17 protein-coding genes are annotated in these 17,972 nt (G+C 59.4%); 9 read left to right on the top strand and 8 right to left on the bottom strand.

The genetic code is table 11. The annotated features are described in order from the left end of the window. Positions 1-45: 45 nt before the first annotated feature. The 4 genes from hemY to hemC are packed head-to-tail and all read right to left on the bottom strand — an operon-like array spanning position 46 to position 4,096. Positions 46-1,266: a protoheme IX biogenesis protein HemY gene (gene hemY / locus ACN28Q_RS10930; RefSeq protein ID WP_095846370.1), complete on the bottom strand. Its 1,221-nt coding sequence runs from the start codon at positions 1,264-1,266 to the stop codon at positions 46-48. 3 nt (positions 1,267-1,269) lie between these two features. Next, entirely contained in the window at positions 1,270-2,394 is a 1,125-nt protein-coding gene (gene hemX / locus ACN28Q_RS10925) for a uroporphyrinogen-III C-methyltransferase (protein WP_095846369.1), read from the bottom strand. Between the two features lie 23 nt (positions 2,395-2,417). Further along, the gene (hemD, locus tag ACN28Q_RS10920; RefSeq protein ID WP_095846368.1) at positions 2,418-3,158 is read right to left on the bottom strand and encodes a uroporphyrinogen-III synthase; all 741 of its coding nucleotides are present in this window, start codon (positions 3,156-3,158) and stop codon (positions 2,418-2,420) included. Then, complete coding sequence (gene hemC, locus ACN28Q_RS10915; protein ID WP_095846367.1) at positions 3,155-4,096, bottom strand: hydroxymethylbilane synthase; 942 nt, start codon at positions 4,094-4,096, stop codon at positions 3,155-3,157. Before hemC ends, hemD begins: the two co-directional genes overlap by 4 nt. A 303-nt stretch (positions 4,097-4,399) precedes the next feature. On the opposite strand from hemC, the gene ACN28Q_RS10910 reads away from it, so the two are divergent. Next, positions 4,400-6,958 carry a class I adenylate cyclase gene (locus tag ACN28Q_RS10910; protein ID WP_095846366.1) on the top strand — a complete coding sequence of 853 codons (2,559 nt, stop codon included), beginning with the start codon at positions 4,400-4,402 and terminating at the stop codon, positions 6,956-6,958. Positions 6,959-6,971: 13 nt separating this feature from the next. On the opposite strand, the gene cyaY is transcribed toward ACN28Q_RS10910, so the two are convergent. Beyond that, positions 6,972-7,292: an iron donor protein CyaY gene (cyaY, locus tag ACN28Q_RS10905; protein ID WP_095846365.1), complete on the bottom strand. Its 321-nt coding sequence runs from the start codon at positions 7,290-7,292 to the stop codon at positions 6,972-6,974. Between the two features lie 78 nt (positions 7,293-7,370). Between cyaY and lptM the strand changes: the two genes are divergently transcribed. The 6 genes from lptM (at position 7,371) to uvrD (ending at position 13,075) form a co-directional block, all read left to right on the top strand. Beyond that, on the top strand, positions 7,371-7,568 hold the full coding sequence (gene lptM / locus ACN28Q_RS10900) for an LPS translocon maturation chaperone LptM (RefSeq protein ID WP_329957314.1): 198 nt from the start codon (positions 7,371-7,373) through the stop codon (positions 7,566-7,568). A gap of 117 nt (positions 7,569-7,685) precedes the next feature. Beyond that, complete coding sequence (gene dapF / locus ACN28Q_RS10895) at positions 7,686-8,510, top strand: diaminopimelate epimerase (RefSeq protein ID WP_095846363.1); 825 nt, start codon at positions 7,686-7,688, stop codon at positions 8,508-8,510. After that, positions 8,507-9,211 (top strand): DUF484 domain-containing protein, encoded by a 705-nt coding sequence (locus tag ACN28Q_RS10890; protein ID WP_095846362.1) that lies wholly within the window; start codon positions 8,507-8,509, stop codon positions 9,209-9,211. The genes dapF and ACN28Q_RS10890 overlap by 4 nt, the downstream gene beginning before the upstream one ends. Further along, entirely contained in the window at positions 9,208-10,119 is a 912-nt protein-coding gene (gene xerC / locus ACN28Q_RS10885; protein ID WP_095846361.1) for a tyrosine recombinase XerC, read from the top strand. Before ACN28Q_RS10890 ends, xerC begins: the two co-directional genes overlap by 4 nt. Next, entirely contained in the window at positions 10,119-10,835 is a 717-nt protein-coding gene (yigB, locus tag ACN28Q_RS10880) for a 5-amino-6-(5-phospho-D-ribitylamino)uracil phosphatase YigB (RefSeq protein ID WP_095846360.1), read from the top strand. The genes xerC and yigB overlap by 1 nt, the downstream gene beginning before the upstream one ends. Positions 10,836-10,912: 77 nt before the next feature. Next, on the top strand, positions 10,913-13,075 hold the full coding sequence (uvrD, locus tag ACN28Q_RS10875; protein WP_095848996.1) for a DNA helicase II: 2,163 nt from the start codon (positions 10,913-10,915) through the stop codon (positions 13,073-13,075). Between the two features lie 40 nt (positions 13,076-13,115). Here the strand turns inward: uvrD and ACN28Q_RS10870 are convergent, their stop codons facing one another. Continuing rightward, positions 13,116-13,589 (bottom strand): WbuC family cupin fold metalloprotein, encoded by a 474-nt coding sequence (locus ACN28Q_RS10870; RefSeq protein ID WP_095848995.1) that lies wholly within the window; start codon positions 13,587-13,589, stop codon positions 13,116-13,118. A 594-nt stretch (positions 13,590-14,183) separates the two neighbouring features. Between ACN28Q_RS10870 and corA the strand changes: the two genes are divergently transcribed. After that, positions 14,184-15,134, top strand: a complete 951-nt coding sequence (corA, locus tag ACN28Q_RS10865; protein ID WP_095846358.1) for a magnesium/cobalt transporter CorA — start codon at positions 14,184-14,186, stop codon at positions 15,132-15,134. 99 nt (positions 15,135-15,233) lie between these two features. After that, a complete protein-coding gene (locus tag ACN28Q_RS10860; protein ID WP_095846357.1) occupies positions 15,234-16,313 on the top strand; it encodes an AbrB family transcriptional regulator in 1,080 nt (359 codons plus the stop codon). A gap of 34 nt (positions 16,314-16,347) precedes the next feature. Here ACN28Q_RS10860 and rarD read toward each other — a convergent pair whose 3' ends face one another. Together rarD and ACN28Q_RS10850 are read right to left on the bottom strand one after the other, a co-directional pair. Next, the gene (gene rarD, locus ACN28Q_RS10855; protein ID WP_095846356.1) at positions 16,348-17,232 is read right to left on the bottom strand and encodes an EamA family transporter RarD; all 885 of its coding nucleotides are present in this window, start codon (positions 17,230-17,232) and stop codon (positions 16,348-16,350) included. An 83-nt stretch (positions 17,233-17,315) separates the two neighbouring features. Then, complete coding sequence (locus ACN28Q_RS10850) at positions 17,316-17,795, bottom strand: thioesterase family protein (RefSeq protein WP_095846355.1); 480 nt, start codon at positions 17,793-17,795, stop codon at positions 17,316-17,318. Between the last annotated feature and the right edge of the window lie 177 nt (positions 17,796-17,972).

Genomic DNA, 17,972 nt, shown 5'->3' with positions numbered 1-17,972 from the left:
GATGAAGGGAATAAATCCCCCTGGCGGGCGGCCAGGGGGTGAAGGTTAGGCGGCGGGTGGCGCTGGCGGTTGGCTATCGCCATTTTGCTTCAGCGTCAGCATCAGCCCTTCACGGCGCATTTGCGCCGCCTCGCTGGAGCGGTGCAGTTTTTCCAGCGTATCTGCCAGCCAGGCGTAGTCGAAGGCATCCGGGCGCTGCTGCAATGCGGCGCGGAAGGCTTCGCTGGCCGGCTGCCATTCACCCTGTTTCATCAACAACTGGCCCAGCGTGCTGTTCAACAGCGGCGTGGCGCCGTGCTGTTTGATCTGCAGGCGCAACGCCTTCTCCAACTGTTCCGGGTTGCCGGAACGGATGCGTGGGATCAGCAAGACCAGGCGTTCGTCATACTGGCGCTTCAGGCCGTCGAGTAAGATTTCCTGCGCCATTTGATGGTCGTCGCATTGGATAAGGTGTTCTATCATCGCTATCTGCAGCGGCACTTCATGGCGGATTTTGCGGCTCTGGTTGTTCCACCAGCGTTTCAGCCCGTCACTGCCTTCATCCGCCATCGCCTGGTTCATCAGGCCGATATAGGCCTGCTGCTGCAGCGCTTGCAGCTCGCTTTCGCTATGGAGCTTCACTTTGCTCATTGAAGGCAGAATTTCCAGCAGCGAGGCATAGGCGCCGGTGCGCAGGTAGGCCTGTTCCGCCAGGCGCAGCACTTCCGGGTGGCGTGGCGCCTGGTTCAGCAGGCGATCGACCCCGTGGCGCGCCGCATGCACTTCGCCCTGCGCCAGTTGGATACGCACCCGAGTGATATCGACCGGCAGTTGATCGGTATCCGCCGCTTCGGCGGCGCGCTCCAGGTATTGGTTGGTGCGGAACTCATCCCCACGCTGTTGCGCCGCTTCGGCGGCCAGCAGGTAGTTCACCACCGGTTGCTCCGCATGGTCGGCGTTGCGCGTCAGCAGTTTTTCCACCTGTTTGTAATCGCCTTCCGCCAGCTTGATCAGCGCCGCTTTGGTTTGCTTGCGCGCCCGGCTGCGTTTGCGGCCAAGGAACCAACCGCGGGTGCGGGCGCCGGTGCGGAACATCCGGCGCAGGATCCATTCGATCGCAAACAGCACCACGAACAGCAGAATGCCCATGATCACCAGGCCGGTGACGCTGGTTTCAACGTTGTAGTTATCGGTTTGAATCAGCACATAGCCCTGATGGCCGGCCAGCATCGGCCCAAGCACCACGCTGGCAATCAGCACCAGGAACAGGAATAACACGCGTAACATGGCTTATCCCTCCTGATGGGCTGCAGGGCCCTGGGCAAGCAGGTTGCGCACCCGGGTCTGCATCTGTTTTTCCAGCAGCGGCTGGCTTTTCAACTGGCTCGGCACATCCATGGAGATCGACTGTTGGCTCAGGCCGTCCAGCTCTTCCAGGAACGCTTTGGTGGTGGAATCGCTGGTGTCGAAATAGGCGCGCACCCAGGTTGAAACAGTTTCCAGCGACTGTTTATACACCTCATCCTGATGACGCGGGATCGCCTGGGCGGCAATCAGCAGGCGTGAACGGATATTTTCGCGCAGGTAGATGTCCTGATTCGGCGCCAGCAATGGTTCTGCGCTGGTATCACGGCGGCGGATGGTAATGAAGTCCGCCATAAAGTTATGCCAGCTTTTGCTCAGGTTCTGGCGCCATTCGCTGATCGAACTGGACAGCTCGCTGCTGTCTTCATCCATCGGCGACTCGTCGCTGTCGTTGTCCGCCAGGCGCAGGTTATCCACCTGATTGGCCAGTTGGTTGACCTTCAGGATGATGCCGTCAAAATCGACCTGAGCCACGGTAGACAGCGTGCTGACGTCTTCGGTAATCGCCCGGCGCACGTCGATCAGGCTCGGATCGTTCATGTCCGCCAGGCTGGCGTCGGCGCTTTTCAGCAGCGCCGCGGCGGTGTTGACGTCCTGATCGCCCCACAGCTTGCGGCCGGCCATTTTCACCAGGAAATCGGCCTGGGCCAGCAACCAGGTTTTGGCGTCGCTGCCGGAGATCACGGCGACCTTTTCCTGCAGCTCATTCAGTTGGCGCGCAAGAGCAGCCTGTTCACGATCGGCGGTGGCCAGCGATGTGCCCTGTTGCTGCAGCATGTTTTCCAGCGCACGCTTTTCCTGCTGCTGGCTTTGCTGCAGCGTAGCCAACTGGCTCTGCAGATCCTGATTGGCGGCGATCAACATTTGTGCCTGCTTGTGCGTGTGGTAATAACCGCCAGCGCCTAGCGCAATCACCAGCACGATGGCAATCGCGCCCAGGGCAGCGCCGGTGTTCTTACCTTTACGGCTGTTCGCTTCTGGCTGCTGCGGGCTTTCAGCCTTACGAGCCGGCTCTTCAACCGGTGCTGATGGGGGGTTTTGTTCCGTCATAATGGCACGTTCCATAGTCAGGTTTATTGTAGCGCGCGTATCAGCGCGTCATTATCGGCGTTATCAGCTACCCGAACTGCGCTCCATCCCAATGCCTGGGCGAGGGTAGCCAAGCGTTCGCTGACGACCACCAGGCGGCACTGCAAAAGCCATGTCGAACGGTAGTAATCAGGAACTAAAGTGTGAAGCTGTTTTAACATTTCGCCGCTGGTCACTACCAGCGTATTGACACCGGCCCGCTGCCAGTGAGCGCTTTGCTCTGCGCCGTCGTAATGCACCGGGCTGCGTTGATAACATTCATAATAGCTTACGGCGCCGCCGCGTTCACGCAACGTGTTGCCGAGCAGCGCCCGCCCGCCGTTGCCGCGCAGGATAACCGCCTGGCGGTTTGACAGCGCCTGCAGCGCCGGCATTAGCAGCAGCGTTTCGCTGGTTTCCTGCTCGCGCGGGTAATCTACCGGCAGGCTGCTGACGCGGTGCAGCGCCAATGCGGTGGTGCGGCCTATAGCATAATAGGCCAGGTGCGCCGGCCATTGAAACCCAGCGCGGCGAATAACGGCGTTGGCATAGCTGACCGCGTGCTGCGACAGCGTGAATACCAGATCGCCCGGGTTCAATTGCTGCAGCGCCTGCGGCAGCCTGGGCAAATCGCCCCCGGGGGCGAAATCGATCAACGGCGCATGATAGGCAACCCGGCCAAGCGCGCGCAGGCGGCTCACCAACTGCTCCCCTGCCGGGGATGGGCGGGTTACCAGGATGGTCATGCGGGGGGCTGCCCTTGATAAACGTCGCGCAGGATTTCACGCGCACCCTTGGCCAGCAGTTCTTCCGCCAGCGCAATGCCCATCTGTTCCGCCTGCGCCACCGGGCCGCGGCGTTCGCCACGTATTATCTGCTTGCCATCCGGCGAACCGACCAGCGCGCGCAGCCATATCGTGCCGTCCGCCAGCTCGGCATAGCTGGCGATAGGCACCTGGCAACCGCCTTCCAGCCGGGTGTTCATGGCTCTCTCCGCCTGTACGCGGGCCTGCGTCTCACTGTGGTTAAGCGGGGCCAGCAGCGCACGGGTGACATTATCGTCGAGCCGGCATTCAATGCCGACGGCGCCCTGGCCGACGGCCGGCAGGGAAATTTCGGTGCTTAGCGGGCAGCGGATACGCTGTTGCTGGCCCAGGCGTTTCAACCCGGCCGCCGCCAGAATAATGGCGTCGTAATCGCCGTTATCCAGCTTCGCCAGGCGGGTGCCGACGTTGCCGCGCAGATCGCGCACCACCAGATCTGGCCGATAATGGCGCAGCTGGCACTGGCGGCGCAGGCTCGAGGTGCCCACGCAACTGCCCTGGGGCAGGGCGTCCAGGGTGGCGAAATGGTTGGAGACAAACGCATCGCGCGGATCGTCGCGTTCACAAATGGTCACCAGCCCCAGCCCTGCGGGGAACGCGACGGGCACATCTTTCATGGAGTGCACGGCGATGTCCGCGCGGTTTTCCAGCAATGCCAGCTCAAGTTCTTTGACAAACAGGCCCTTACCGCCCACTTTCGCCAGCGGCGTATCCAGGATAATGTCGCCGCGCGTGACCATCGGCACCAGCTCAACCTGCAGGCCAGGATGGCTGGCCATCAGGCGCTGTTGCACATATTGTGCTTGCCAGAGCGCAAGAGGGCTTTGTCGGGTGGCAATTCTAATAATTCTGTCTAACATTGCTGGTTACCGCTCCTTTATTCTTTGCCCATCCTACCACCGAGAGGGAAAACTGTCAGTGTAAGAAGCCATAGGCACAGAAAGGGTAATGGAATCAATGGGCGGCATGGGAAGGTGGGGCGCTAGCATGCGTGGGCGTGGGTTAGACTCACGATTGTGTCGCGTTACCTCCTTTACGGTCAATCAGCAAGGTGTTAGATTGATCACGTTTCCAGCAATAAGTCGTCAATTATTCTTCTAAACTTACGACGCTGGCAAAAAATACGGTTTTTTCCAAACACCGGGATAATCAGGCGAGACGTCTTGTACCTCTACATCGAGACACTGAAACAAAGGCAAGATGCGATCAACCAACTGCGTATCGATCGCGCTCTGGCGGCCATGAAACCCGCTTTTCAACGGGTCTACAGTCTGCTGCCGGCCTTATTGCATTTCCATCATCCACTGATGCCGGGCTACCTGAATGGTAACGTTCCCCATGGCATCTGTCTCTACACGCCTGACGAAAACCAAAAACAATACCTTGATGATTTAGAAGATAAATGGGGCAGCGCCTTAGCCGCGCAGGCCAGCGGTGAACTGCCGATTACCGGCATTTACTCGATGGGCAGCACCTCATCGATCGGCCAAAGCAGCCGGTCGGATCTCGACATCTGGGTGTGCCACCAGTCCTGGCTCGATGGCGAAGAGCGCAACCGTTTGCAGCAGAAATGCAGCTTGCTGGAAAAATGGGCGGCGTCGATGGGGGTGGAAGTCAGCTTCTTCCTGATCGACGAGAACCGCTTCCGCCATAACGAAAGCGGCAACCTGGGCGGCGAAGACTGCGGCTCCACCCAGCATATTCTGTTGCTGGACGAATTTTACCGCACCGCGGTGCGCCTGGCCGGTAAACGAATTCTGTGGAACATGGTGCCCGGCGAAGAAGAAGCCCACTACGACGAATATGTGCTGTCGCTGTATGCGCAAGGCGCGCTAACGCCCAATGAATGGCTGGATCTCGGCGGCCTGAGCACCCTGTCGGCGGAAGAATACTTCGGTGCCAGCCTGTGGCAGCTGTATAAAAGCATCGACTCGCCGTACAAGGCGGTGTTGAAGACGCTGTTGCTGGAAGCCTATTCCTGGGAATACCCCAATACGCAACTGCTGGCGATGGACATCAAGCAACGCCTGCATGCGGGCGATATCGTTTGTTTTGGGCTGGATGCCTACTGTATGATGTTGGAACGGGTGACCCACTACCTGACCGAAATCAACGATACGACCCGCCTTGATCTTGCCCGCCGCTGTTTTTATCTGAAAGTCTGTGAAAAACTCTCCCAATCCAACAGTAAAGCGTGCGTCGGCTGGCGGCGTGAAATCCTGAGCCAACTGGTCAGCGCCTGGGGTTGGGATGAAGAGCGCCTGGCGATTCTGGATAACCGCGCCAACTGGAAGATTGAACGGGTGCGTGAGGCGCATAACGAATTGCTCGATGCGATGATGCAAAGCTACCGCAACTTGATTCGCTTTGCCCGCCGTAACAACCTTAGCATCAGCGCCAGCCCGCAGGATATCGGGGTGCTGACCCGTAAACTGTACGCCGCCTTTGAGGCGCTGCCCGGCAAAGTGACGCTGGTGAACCCGCAGATATCGCCGGATCTTTCCGAACGCGATCTGACCTTCATCCACGTGCCGATCGGCCGTGCCAACCGCACCGGCTGGTATCTGTACAATCAGGCGCCAGCGATGAGTACCATCGTCAGCCATCAGCCGCTGGAATATAACCGCTACCTGAACAAGCTGGTGGCCTGGGCCTACTTCAACGGCCTGCTGACGCCGAGCACCCGTCTGCATATCAAGAGCGGCAACCTGTGCGATATCGCCAAGTTGCAAGAACTGGTGTCCGATGTGTCGCACCACTTCCCGCTGCGCCTGCCGGCCCCGTCGCCGAAGGCGCTGTACAGCCCGTGTGAAATTCGCCACCTGGCGATTATCGTCAACCTGGAACACGATCCGACCGCGGCGTTCCGCAATCAGGTGGTGCATTTTGATTTCCGCAAGCTGGATGTGTTCAGCTTCGGCCAGCAGCAACAGTGCCTGGTGGGCAGTATCGATCTGCTGTACCGCAACTCGTGGAATGAGGTGCGTACCCTGCATTTCAGCGGCGAGCAATCGGTGCTGGAAGCGCTGAAAACCATTTTGGGCAAGATGCACCAGGACGCTGCGCCGCCGGAGTCGGTGGAAGTATTCTGCTATAGCCAGCATTTGCGCGGGCTGATCCGCACCCGTATCCAGCAGTTGGTTTCCGAATGCATTGAGCTGCGTTTGTCCAGCACCCGCCTGGAGCCGGGCCGTTTCAAAGCGGTGCGCGTGGCGGGGCAAACCTGGGGGCTGTTCTTTGAGCGGCTAAGCGTGTCGGTACAGAAGCTGGAAAACGCCATTGAGTTTTACGGCGCCATTTCCAACAACAAGCTGCACGGGTTGTCGATCAAGGTGGAAACCGATCAGGTGCACCTGCCGCCGGTGGTGGATGGTTTTGCCAGCGAAGGGATCATCCAGTTCTTTTTCGAAGACACCACGGACGACAAGGGCTTCAATATTTATATTCTGGATGAGTCTAACCGGGTTGAGGTTTACCACCACTGCGAAGGCAGCAAAGAAGAGCTGGTGCGCGACGTGAGCCGTTTCTATTCCTCATCCCACGATCGCTTTACCTACGGTTCCAGCTTCATCAATTTCAATCTGCCGCAGTTTTACCAGATTGTGCAGCTCGACGGCGGCACGCAGGTGATCCCGTTCCGCAGCAATACCCTGTCGAACCTGTGTCTCACCGTGCCCGAAGGGGCGCCGCTGTCAATGAAACAGCATTTCCAGCTCTACTGAGGCCGGCGAGGGGTTAGCCGAAGCGGATGTCTTCCCCCGCCTGGGCGCTGGCCGCTTCGCTGAGCAGCGTATAAAACGGCTGCTCGCTGCGATCGCATAACCAATCGCCGCTGCGGTAGTTAAAGTGGTAGCCGCCCGTTTTGGTTGCCAGCCAGATCTGGTGCAGCGGCTCCTGGCGGTTGATGATAATTTTGCTGCCGTTCTCAAAGCTTAGCGTCATGACGCCGCCGTTGGTTTCGTAATCGATGTCGGCTTCCCCAACAAAATCGTCCAGAGCTTGCTCAATATTCAGCATCAGTTGGTCGGCCAACTGGTGAAACTCACTGTCGTTCATATTCGATTCCTATTGCTTTTCATGATCCACCTGCGATTATAGAGAGCTTAGACGCATGAATTACAGGCATTAATGCAAATGAAAAAACAACTACGCTATGCGCTGATGGCAGTTCTGCTTGCCGGGCTCTCTGGCTGTGGCCTGAAGGGCCCGCTCTACTTCCCACCTGCCGAACAGAAAGCGGCTACCAAGCCGGTGCAAACGGGTGAGCAAACGCAGAAAAACCAGCAAGATGCATCTGGTACACAGCAACATTCGTCAATGAGCAACCCGTAATGTGCGAGCGCGGTGGCAGGTTGGCCGCGTTCGATACCCTGGCAGCCCCGCGGCAGGCGATGTGCTTGCCGGGTGAAGGGGATAGGCGGATAGCTCGTCCAGATAGCGGAGTATGATATGCAGTTCTCCAAAATGCACGGCCTGGGCAACGACTTTATGGTGGTCGATGCCGTTACACAGAATGTCTATTTTTCCCCTGAGCTGATCCGGCGCCTGTCCGATCGGCATTTGGGCGTGGGTTTTGATCAGCTGTTGATCGTGGAACCGCCTTACGATCCGGAACTTGATTTCCACTACCGTATCTTCAATGCCGATGGCAGTGAAGTGGCGCAGTGCGGCAATGGCGCCCGCTGTTTCGCCCGTTTTGTACGGCTGAAAGGGTTGACCAACAAGCGCGACATTCGCGTCAGCACCCAGACCGGGCGCATGGTGCTGAGTGTGACCGATGACGAATTGGTCTGCGTCAACATGGGCGAGCCGAATTTTGATCCCCAGGCGGTGCCGTTCCGCGCGGTAAAAGCAGAGAAAACCTACATTATGCGCGCGGCGGAACACACGGTGCTGTGCGGCGTGGTTTCCATGGGCAACCCGCATTGTGTTTTACAGGTGGATGATGTACAAACCGCCAAGGTTGAGTTGCTTGGGCCGGTGTTGGAAAACCATGAGCGTTTCCCGGAGCGGGCAAACATTGGCTTTATGCAGGTGGTCAGCCGTGAGCACATCAAGCTGCGCGTTTTCGAGCGCGGCGCCGGCGAGACGCAGGCCTGCGGCAGCGGCGCCTGTGCGGCCGTGGCCATTGGCATTCAGCAGGAATTGCTGTCAGAAGAAGTGCATGTCGAATTGCCGGGCGGCAGCCTGCATATTCGCTGGAAGGGGCCGGGCAGCCCGCTGTTTATGACGGGCCCGGCAACCCATGTCTATGACGGATTTATTCACTTATGAAGAGCGTTGAAGACCAGGCCGTCACGGGCGTTGAGCTTGATGATGACGCCATCATGCAGTATCTGCTGCAGAACCCGGATTTTTTTATCCGTAATGCGCGCCAGGTTGAACAGATGCGCGTTCCCCACCCGGTGCGTGGCACCGTGTCGCTGGTGGAATGGCATCTGGCGCGGCAGCGCAACCATATCACCCAGTTGGAAGAGGAAATCACGCTGCTGATGGAGCAGGCCAGCGCTAACGAAGCGCTGTTCGCCCAACTGCTGCATCTGCAGGCCGAACTGGCCACGGCCGAAAGCCTGCAGGATATGCTTAACCGCCTGCAGCGCTGGGCGCGCAGTCTGGGCCTGGCCGGCGCCAATATTCGCTTGTTTAACGATCGCTGGAACATTGGCGCCCCTTCCGATTTTACCCACCTTGGCCTGTCGCGTTCGGCGTTTGAGCCCCTGCGCATTCAGCGCCTGGGGGACGATCACCACTTTCTTGGTAGCCTGAATGGGCCGGAGCTGTTGCTGCTGTTGCCGCAGGCGCGCCAGGTCGGCTCGGTCGCCCTGTCGTTGATGGGAGCAAACGGCGATTTGGGCATGGTGATCTTCAGCAGCCGCGATGTGCACCACTACCAACCCGGCATGGGCACTGTGATGCTCGGCCAATTGGCGCGTATGCTGCCAGAGCTGCTGGAACGCTGGATCGAGCGGTTATGACCCCTTCAAGCGGTGGCCTGCAGCAACCGGTGGACGCGTTTTTGCGTTACCTGAAGGTTGAACGCCAGCTTAGCCCGTTGACCACTCTTAGCTATTCCCGTCAGCTACAGGCGCTGATCGCGCTGGCCGAGGCGCTCGGTATCACCCAGTGGCCGCAGCTAGACGCCGCCGGCGTACGCCAACTGGCGGCGCGCAGCAAACGTGCCGGCCTGCACGCTTCCAGCCTGGCGTTGCGCCTGTCGGCGCTGCGCAGCTTTCTGGATTGGCAGGTGGGCCAGGGCGCATTGCAGGCCAACCCGGCCAAGGGCATCCGTACGCCGCGCAGCGGCCGCCATCTGCCGAAAAATATCGATGTGGACGAAATGCACCAACTGCTGGAGATCGATCTTAACGATCCGCTGGCCGTGCGCGATCGCGCGATGTTGGAAGTGATGTACGGCGCTGGGCTGCGCCTTTCGGAACTGGTGGGGCTGAACTGCCGCCATGTCGATCTGGCGGCCGGCGAAGTGTGGGTGCTGGGCAAGGGTAGCAAGGAACGCAAACTGCCGATCGGCCGCACGGCGGTCACCTGGCTAGAACACTGGCTGGCGCTGCGCGATCTGTTCGCGCCGGAAGATGACGCGATGTTCCTGTCCAATCAGGGGAAACGCATCTCGGCGCGCAATGTGCAAAAGCGCTTTGCCGAGTGGGGCGTAAAACAAGGGGTGAACAGCCATATCCACCCGCATAAGCTGCGCCACTCGTTTGCCACGCATATGTTGGAATCCAGCGGCGATCTGCGCGCGGTGCAGGAACTGCTGGGCCACGCCAACCTGAGCACCACGCAAATTTATACCCATCTTGACTTTCAACATCTGGCAAATGTGTATGACGCCGCCCACCCACGCGCCAAACGGGGGAAATCCTGATGCGTTTCTACCGGCCCTTGCGCCCGCTTGCGGCGTTGACGTTCGATCTGGACGACACGCTGTACGATAACCGCCCGGTGATCAAGCAGACCGAGCAGCAGTCGGTCGCCTTTTTGCAGCGCTACCATCCGGGGCTGCGTGATTTTCAGGCGGCGGACTTTCACCGCCTGCGCCAGGAACTGCGCCAGCAGGAGCCGGAGATCTACCACGACGTCACTGAATGGCGCTGGCGAGCCGTCCACCTGGCGCTGTGCCGGCAGGGGGTGAGCGAGGCCGCAGCGGCAAGCGGCGCCGATGCCGCGATGCACGATTTCGCGCACTGGCGTAGCCAGATTGATGTGCCGCAGGCGACGCACGACACTCTGCGGGCGCTGGCCGAACGCTACCCGCTGGTGGCGATCACCAACGGCAATGCCGATCCGGCGGCGTGCGGGCTGGCAGACTATTTCCAATTCGTTTTACGTTCCGGCCCCGATGGCCGTTCAAAACCCTATCACGACATGTACCACCAGGCCGCCCATCGGCTTGGCGTGGCGCCCCGGTACATTTTGCACGTGGGCGACGATCTGACCACGGACGTGGCCGGCGCGCTGCGTTCCGGCCTGCAGGCCTGCTGGATCAACGATCGTCAGCGTAGCCTGATGCAGGCGGATGACAGCCGGCTGCTGCCACATATTGAGATTTCGCAGTTGGCATCGCTGACAGCGTTGTTATAATCCCAGCCATAACTCTGTATAAATTCCCAGTGAAAAGGCGCGGGCCGCGCGTTTTCCTTTACCAATTAATGGTGCCTATGGACGTTTCCGATCTGCTCGACAGCATGAATGATAAACAACGCGAAGCCGTGGCGGCGCCACGCAGCAACCTGTTGGTGCTGGCCGGTGCGGGCAGCGGGAAAACCCGGGTGCTGGTGCACCGCATCGCTTGGCTGCTGGCGGTGGAGAACTGTTCCCCGTATTCCATCATGGCGGTGACATTCACCAACAAGGCGGCGGCGGAAATGCGCCACCGCATTGAGCACCTGATCGGCACCAGCCAGGGCGGGATGTGGATCGGCACCTTCCACGGCCTGGCCCACCGCCTGCTGCGCGCCCACCATATGGACGCCAACCTGCCGCAGGATTTCCAAATCCTCGACAGCGAAGATCAGCTGCGGCTGCTCAAGCGCATTATTCGCGCGCTGAACGTTGACGAGAAGCAGTGGCCGCCGCGCCAGGCCATGTGGTACATCAACGGCAAAAAAGACGATGGCCTGCGCCCGCAGCATATTGAAAGCTACGGCAACCCGGTCGAGGCCACCTTGCTGCGCATTTACCAGGCCTATCAGGAAGCCTGCGATCGCGCCGGGCTGGTGGACTTCGCCGAGCTGCTGCTGCGCGCCCACGAGCTGTGGCTAAACAAGCCGCAAATCCTCAACCACTACCGTGAACGCTTCACTAACATTCTGGTGGATGAGTTTCAGGATACCAACCGCATCCAGTATGCCTGGATCCGCCTGCTGGCGGGCGATCGCGCCAATGTGATGATCGTCGGCGATGACGATCAGTCAATCTATGGCTGGCGCGGCGCGCAGGTGGAAAACATCCAGCGCTTCCTGAAGGACTTCCCGGCGGCGGAGACCATTCGCCTTGAGCAGAACTACCGCTCGACCAGCAATATCCTGAAGGCCGCCAACACGCTGATCGCCAACAACGACGGCCGCATGGGGAAAAACCTGTGGACCGACGGGGCCGAGGGCGAACCGATCTCCATCTATTGCGCCTTCAACGAGCTGGATGAGGCGCGCTTTGTGGTTAACCGGATTAAAACCTGGCAAGACAACGGCGGGGCGCTGAATAATTGCGCCATTCTGTACCGCAGCAACGCCCAGTCACGCGTACTGGAAGAGGCGCTGTTGCAAAGTGCGATGCCGTACCGTATTTACGGCGGCATGCGCTTCTTCGAACGCCAGGAAATCAAAGACGCGCTGGCCTACCTGCGCCTGATCGCCAACCGCAACGACGATGCGGCGTTTGAGCGCGTGGTCAACACGCCGACGCGCGGCATCGGCGATCGCACGCTGGATGTGGTGCGCCAGGCGGCCCGCGATCGGCAACTGACGCTGTGGCAGGCTACCCGTGCGCTGCTGCAGGATAAGGCGTTGGCGGGGCGCGCGGCGTCCTCGTTGCAGCGCTTTGTCGAACTGGTGGACGCGCTGGCGTATGAAACCGCCGAAATGCCGCTGCATGTGCAGACCGACCGGGTGATCCGCGATTCCGGCCTGTTTGTGATGTATGAACAGGAAAAGGGCGAAAAAGGCCAGGCGCGTATCGAAAACCTGGAAGAGCTGGTAACGGCGACGCGCCAGTACAGCTACCAGGATGAAGATCAGGATCTGTTGCCGCTGCAGGCCTTTTTGTCCCATGCCGCGCTGGAAGCGGGGGAAGGGCAGGCCGATGCCTATCAGGACGCGGTGCAACTGATGACGCTGCACTCGGCAAAAGGGCTGGAATTTACCCAGGTGTTCATCGTCGGCATGGAAGAAGGCATGTTCCCCAGCCAGATGTCGCTGGATGAGGGCGGGCGTCTGGAGGAAGAGCGCCGGCTGGCCTACGTTGGCCTGACGCGGGCGATGCAGAAATTAACGCTGACCTATGCGGAAACTCGCCGGCTGTACGGTAAGGAAGCCTATCACCGCCCTTCGCGCTTTATCGGCGAACTGCCGGAAGAGTGCGTCGAGGAAGTTCGCCTGCGCGCCAGCGTCTCACGCCCGGTGAGCCACCGCCGCATGGGGACGCCGATCAGCGAAAACGACAGCGGCTATAAGCTCGGCCAGCGTGTGCGCCACCCGAAATTCGGCGAAGGCACCATCGTTAATCTGGAAGGCAGCGGCGAACACTGCCGGTTGCAGATCGCCTTCCAGGGGGAAGGGATCAAATGGCTGGTGGCGGCCTACGCCAAGCTGGAAACCCAGTAACCGTGCGCCCCGGCGCGGTGGGGTGCCGGCTGGGGGCGTTTCAATGGGGGTAGCGATCGCCCGGTTGTGCGGTGGCGTACCAGCGCAGCACCGCTTCGATACCCGCGCTCCCTTCCGCCGGGGCCCAGGCCATGCAGTCTTCCGCCGCTAACGGTTGGTAAGGCCCCTGTTTCACTTCAAAAAGCGCGCCGCCGTGATCGACCGCCAGCACGGTGTGCCACGCCAAAGCCGGCAACTCCAGCATTTTGATCTCATCCCCCAGCAGGGTGCGGCTGGTAACGGCGCCGCGGTCGTCGAACTGCAGCACCACAAAGCGCCCGCACAGCGGCGCCAGCAGCTCCCAGGTTTGCGGGTGGCGGTGCGGCCGGACGTAGGTGCCGGGCTCCATGGCGATGATCATCCGTTGTACCGGTTCACTCTGCGTATCGTGCAGCAGGCGGTGCGTGCGCAGCCGCGGCTGCAGGGCGGCCTGTTCGCTTAGGGCTGCCAGATCGTAGTTGCTGATTTGTTTCATAAAGATCATCCGCAAGCGTGGGTCACCGTCTAAGCTTAGCAACATTTCATTCTGCGCCCGCGGTAATTTTTTCCGCGCTGTACGTTTGTGCAACGCCCTGCTTTTTTAGCGCCTATCCCATTAGGGCTATTTTACTTGCCATTTTGAACCGGGGCAGTGCTCAAAATCCTCACGTACTTCGTGTACGCTCCGGTTTTTGCGCGCTGTCCGTGTCCAAACTGGCTGCGACAATAATGCCTACTGGGATAGGCCCTTATTATGCTGCCATCCTGATGAAATGTTGCGCAATTATCCGGCATGATGTGTTGACAGGCTTTTTCATCTCGGCGTAACATGCGCGCACCATTATTATCAATGAGGACATTCGCCTTGGACGCACCCAGTAGATACTGGCTCACTGACCTGGACAACAACAGGTACAACTTCTAAGGCTATCCTCTGCTGCTGATAGCCTTCGTGGTTGTCAGCGACCTCATAATGCGTCGCTATGAGCCGGATCTCTTCATGGTCTGGAACACGCGGTGATGCAAAATCCCCCCCTGTTTCCGTGCTTCAATGCGTTGTTAACCTCTCACCATTAGGGAGTTTTGGCACATGCTGAGCGCTTTTACACTGAACAACAGCCGCTTGTCCCGCCTGGAACTGGATGATGCCGACGATCTCACCACTTCGGTATGGGTTGATCTGGTTGAACCGGAAGATGGCGAGCGCGAGCGCGTGCAAAATGAGCTGGGCCAGAGCCTGGCGACTCGTCCGGAGCTGGACGACATCGAAGCATCCGCGCGCTTTTTCGAAGATGAAGACGGCCTGCATATTCACTCATTCTTCTACTTTGAGGATGCGGACGATCACGCCGGCAACGCCACCGTGGCGTTCACGATTCGCGACGGCCGTTTGTACACCCTGCGTGAGCGCGAGCTGCCGGCTTTTCGCCTGTACCGCATGCGCGCCCGCAATCAGATGATGGTTGACGGCAATGCCTATGAGCTGCTGCTGGATCTGTTTGAAACCAAGATCGAACAGCTGGCGGATGAGATTGAAAACATCTATAGCGATCTGGAAAAGCTTAGCCGCGTGATCATGGAAGGCCACCAGGGCGACGAATACGATGAGGCGCTATCCACGCTGGCAGAGCTGGAAGATATCGGCTGGAAGGTGCGCCTGTGCCTGATGGATACCCAGCGCGCGCTCAACTTCCTGGTGCGCAAGGCGCGCCTGCCAACCGGCCAACTGGAGCAGGCGCGTGAGGTGCTGCGCGATATCGAATCGCTGTTGCCGCACAATGAATCGTTGTTCCAGAAAGTGAACTTCCTGATGCAGGCGGCGATGGGGTTTATCAACATCGAACAGAACCGCATTATCAAGATCTTCTCGGTGGTGTCGGTGGTGTTCCTGCCGCCCACGCTGGTGGCTTCCAGCTATGGCATGAACTTCGAATTCATGCCGGAGTTGAAATGGTCGTTTGGCTACCCCGGGGCCATTGGGCTGATGATCCTGGCCGGCCTTGCGCCTTACCTGTATTTCAAGCGTAAAAACTGGCTGTGAGTGCAACCGGAGTGAGCGATTTGGCTTCGTTAGCCTGCTAGCTAAATAAAGAGTAGAATGCAATCCCCGATATAATTTGCCGGTAAGGCGCACGTTTTGATGGCAAGTCTACCCCGCACGTTACAATGGCTGATCCTGCTGCTGGCTTCGCTGGTGCTGGGGTTCGGCCTGCAGTTTTATCATATCCCGGCGGCCCTGTTGCTGGGGCCGATGATTGTCGGCGTGGCGATGGGGCTGCTCGGCGCTTCGGTGCGGATCCATAAATCGTTGTTTGTCGCCGCGCAGGCGATTCTGGGCTGCATGATCGCGCAAACGCTGTCTCCCTCCATTCTGACGCCGTTGCTGGACGATTGGGCGCTGGTGTTGCTGGTGCTGGCCGCTACATTGCTGGCCAGCGCTGTTTCCGGCTGGTGCCTGGTGCGTTTTAGCGATCTGCCCGGCCCCACCGGCGCCTGGGGCTCGTCGCCGGGCGGGGCTTCGGCGATGGTGGCTATGGCCGGCGATTTCGGCGCCGATGTGCGCCTGGTGGCGTTTATGCAATATCTGCGCGTGTTGTTTGTCGCCACCGCAGCGGCGGTGGTGGCGCGCATCGGCCTGGGTGATGAAGCTGGCCATGGCGCCGCCACGCTGGAGTGGTTCCCTGCGCTGGACTGGCGCTTTATCGCCACGTTGGCTATCGCTGCTGCCGGCGCCTGGCTGGGGCCGCGGTTGCGCATCCCTTCCGGGGCCTTGCTGCTGCCGATGATCATCGGCGCGGGGCTGCATGCCAGCGGCACGCTGACCTTACAGGTGCCGGAATGGCTGCTGGCGTTGGCCTATACCCTGATTGGCTGGAGCGTGGGGCTGCGTTTTACCCGGCCGGTTTTCCTGTTGGCGCTACGCACGTTGCCGCAGATGGTGGTATCCATTGTTGCGCTGATGGCGCTTTGCGGCGCGCTGGCCTGGATGCTGACCTTCTTTCTGCCGGTGGATATCATGACCGCGTATCTGGCCACTAGCCCCGGTGGGCTGGATACCGTGGCGATCATCGCGGCGGGGAGCCGGGTGGATATGTCGTTTGTTATGGCGCTACAGACCTTACGGTTGTTTACTATCCTGCTCACCGGCCCGGCGCTGGCGCGTTTTATTACCCGGCATTCGCCAACGCTGGCGCAGAGCACGCCAGGTAAAAATGCGTGATCCGCAATGAACGGTTTTCGCCAGGCTGGGTCGTTCACCGCTTGCGCTGGGTATAAACCGCATCCAGCGTAAATAAAATCAACGCCGCCCAAATGCAGCCGAAGGTCAGCAACTTATCCTGGCCAATCTTCTCGCCGTAGAACGTCACCGCCAACAGAAACATCAGCGTTGGGCCCAGATACTGGAAAAAGCCCAGCGTCGATAAGCGCAAACGGGTCGCCGCCGCGGTGAAAAACAGCAGCGGCACGGTAGTCACGATCCCGGCGGCCACCAGCAGCAAATTCAGCGACCAAGGATTGGCGCTCAGATGGCTGGTTGGGCTATCGGCGATCAGGAACAGATAGATCGCGGCCACGGGCAGCAGCCACAGCGTTTCGATCAGCATCCCGGTTTGTGCATCCACGCCAACCTTCTTGCGCAACAGGCCATAGAAGGCAAAGCTGAACGCCAGCCCCAGGCCGATAATCGGCAGGGAGCCGAATTGCCACAGTTGGATCAGCACCCCGGCGAACGCCAGTGCTACCGCCAGCCACTGCATACGGCGAAAGCGCTCGCCAAGAAACAGCATGCCCAGCAGCACGTTGACCAACGGGTTGATAAAGTAGCCCAGGCTGGCTTCCAGCATGTGGTGGTTATTGACCGACCAAATGAACAGCAGCCAGTTGCCGCCCACCAGCAGCGCGGTCACCGCCAGCAACAGCAGGCGCCAGGGGTGTTGGCAGGTGGCGCGCACCTGTGGCCAGTGGCGGCCGACGGAAATCAACACCAGCAAAAAGAAGAATGACCAGATCACCCGGTGGGTGAGAATTTCCCCGGCGGGCACCTGTTGAATCAGTTTGAAGTAGACCGGGGCAATACCCCAAATAAAATAGGCGGCCAGAGCGAAGATGATGCCCTGCCGCGTTTGTTGTGCATCCATTGCGTAGCTCTGATGGGAAACGTCGTAACCGCCAAGTGTACTGAAGTTGGCTGGTGGTGTCGCACATTCAATCGCGCAGCGGTTCAACCGACCAGATAAGTCGCGGTGGCGCTGGCGATATGCAGGCTCTCGTGGTTATGCAGTTCCACGCGGGCAACCGACACCTTATTCCCGCTGCGCAGCACCTGCGCGCGGGCGATGAAGTGCTGGCCGCGGCCAGGGCGCAAATAATCGACGCGCAGATCGATGGTGCCCATGCGTGCCAGACGGAATGTCAGCTCTTCTTCCGTCAGCGGCAGCAAGCGCAGCAACGCGCTGCTTACGCAGGCCAGACCGGCGGCCACGTCCAGCACCGCGGCGATCGCACCGCCGTGCAGGATGCCCTGCGCCGCATTCCCCACCAGCTTGGGCTGGTTGGCAAAGTGCAACTCCACGCCGTCGTCGCTGAAATGGTGCAGTTCCAGGCCGAGCTCTTGGTTGAATGGCATGTGGTAGACAAAAATTTCGCCAATTTTTTGGCGGGCGGCTTCCAGGGTGATTGAAGGTTTTGGCGTCATGTCCATTTCTCTGGCGCTGGGCGTAGCGCAGGCCGTCGGTGAATTGTTAAATATTGGTTTATTTTATGGTTGTTTTTCGTTGCTTTCCAGACTAATCCAATAAACGCGCGTTGAACTGCGGTAAACTGCTCCGGGCGTGTAAAATGGCGGCTTGAATTTCAGGGCTGTGTTTATTTTTTGAGT

This window comes from Gibbsiella quercinecans (assembly GCF_002291425.1).
GTDB classification, from domain to species: Bacteria; Pseudomonadota; Gammaproteobacteria; order Enterobacterales; family Enterobacteriaceae; genus Gibbsiella; species Gibbsiella quercinecans.
This window is presented reverse-complemented; position numbering and strand designations above follow the sequence as displayed.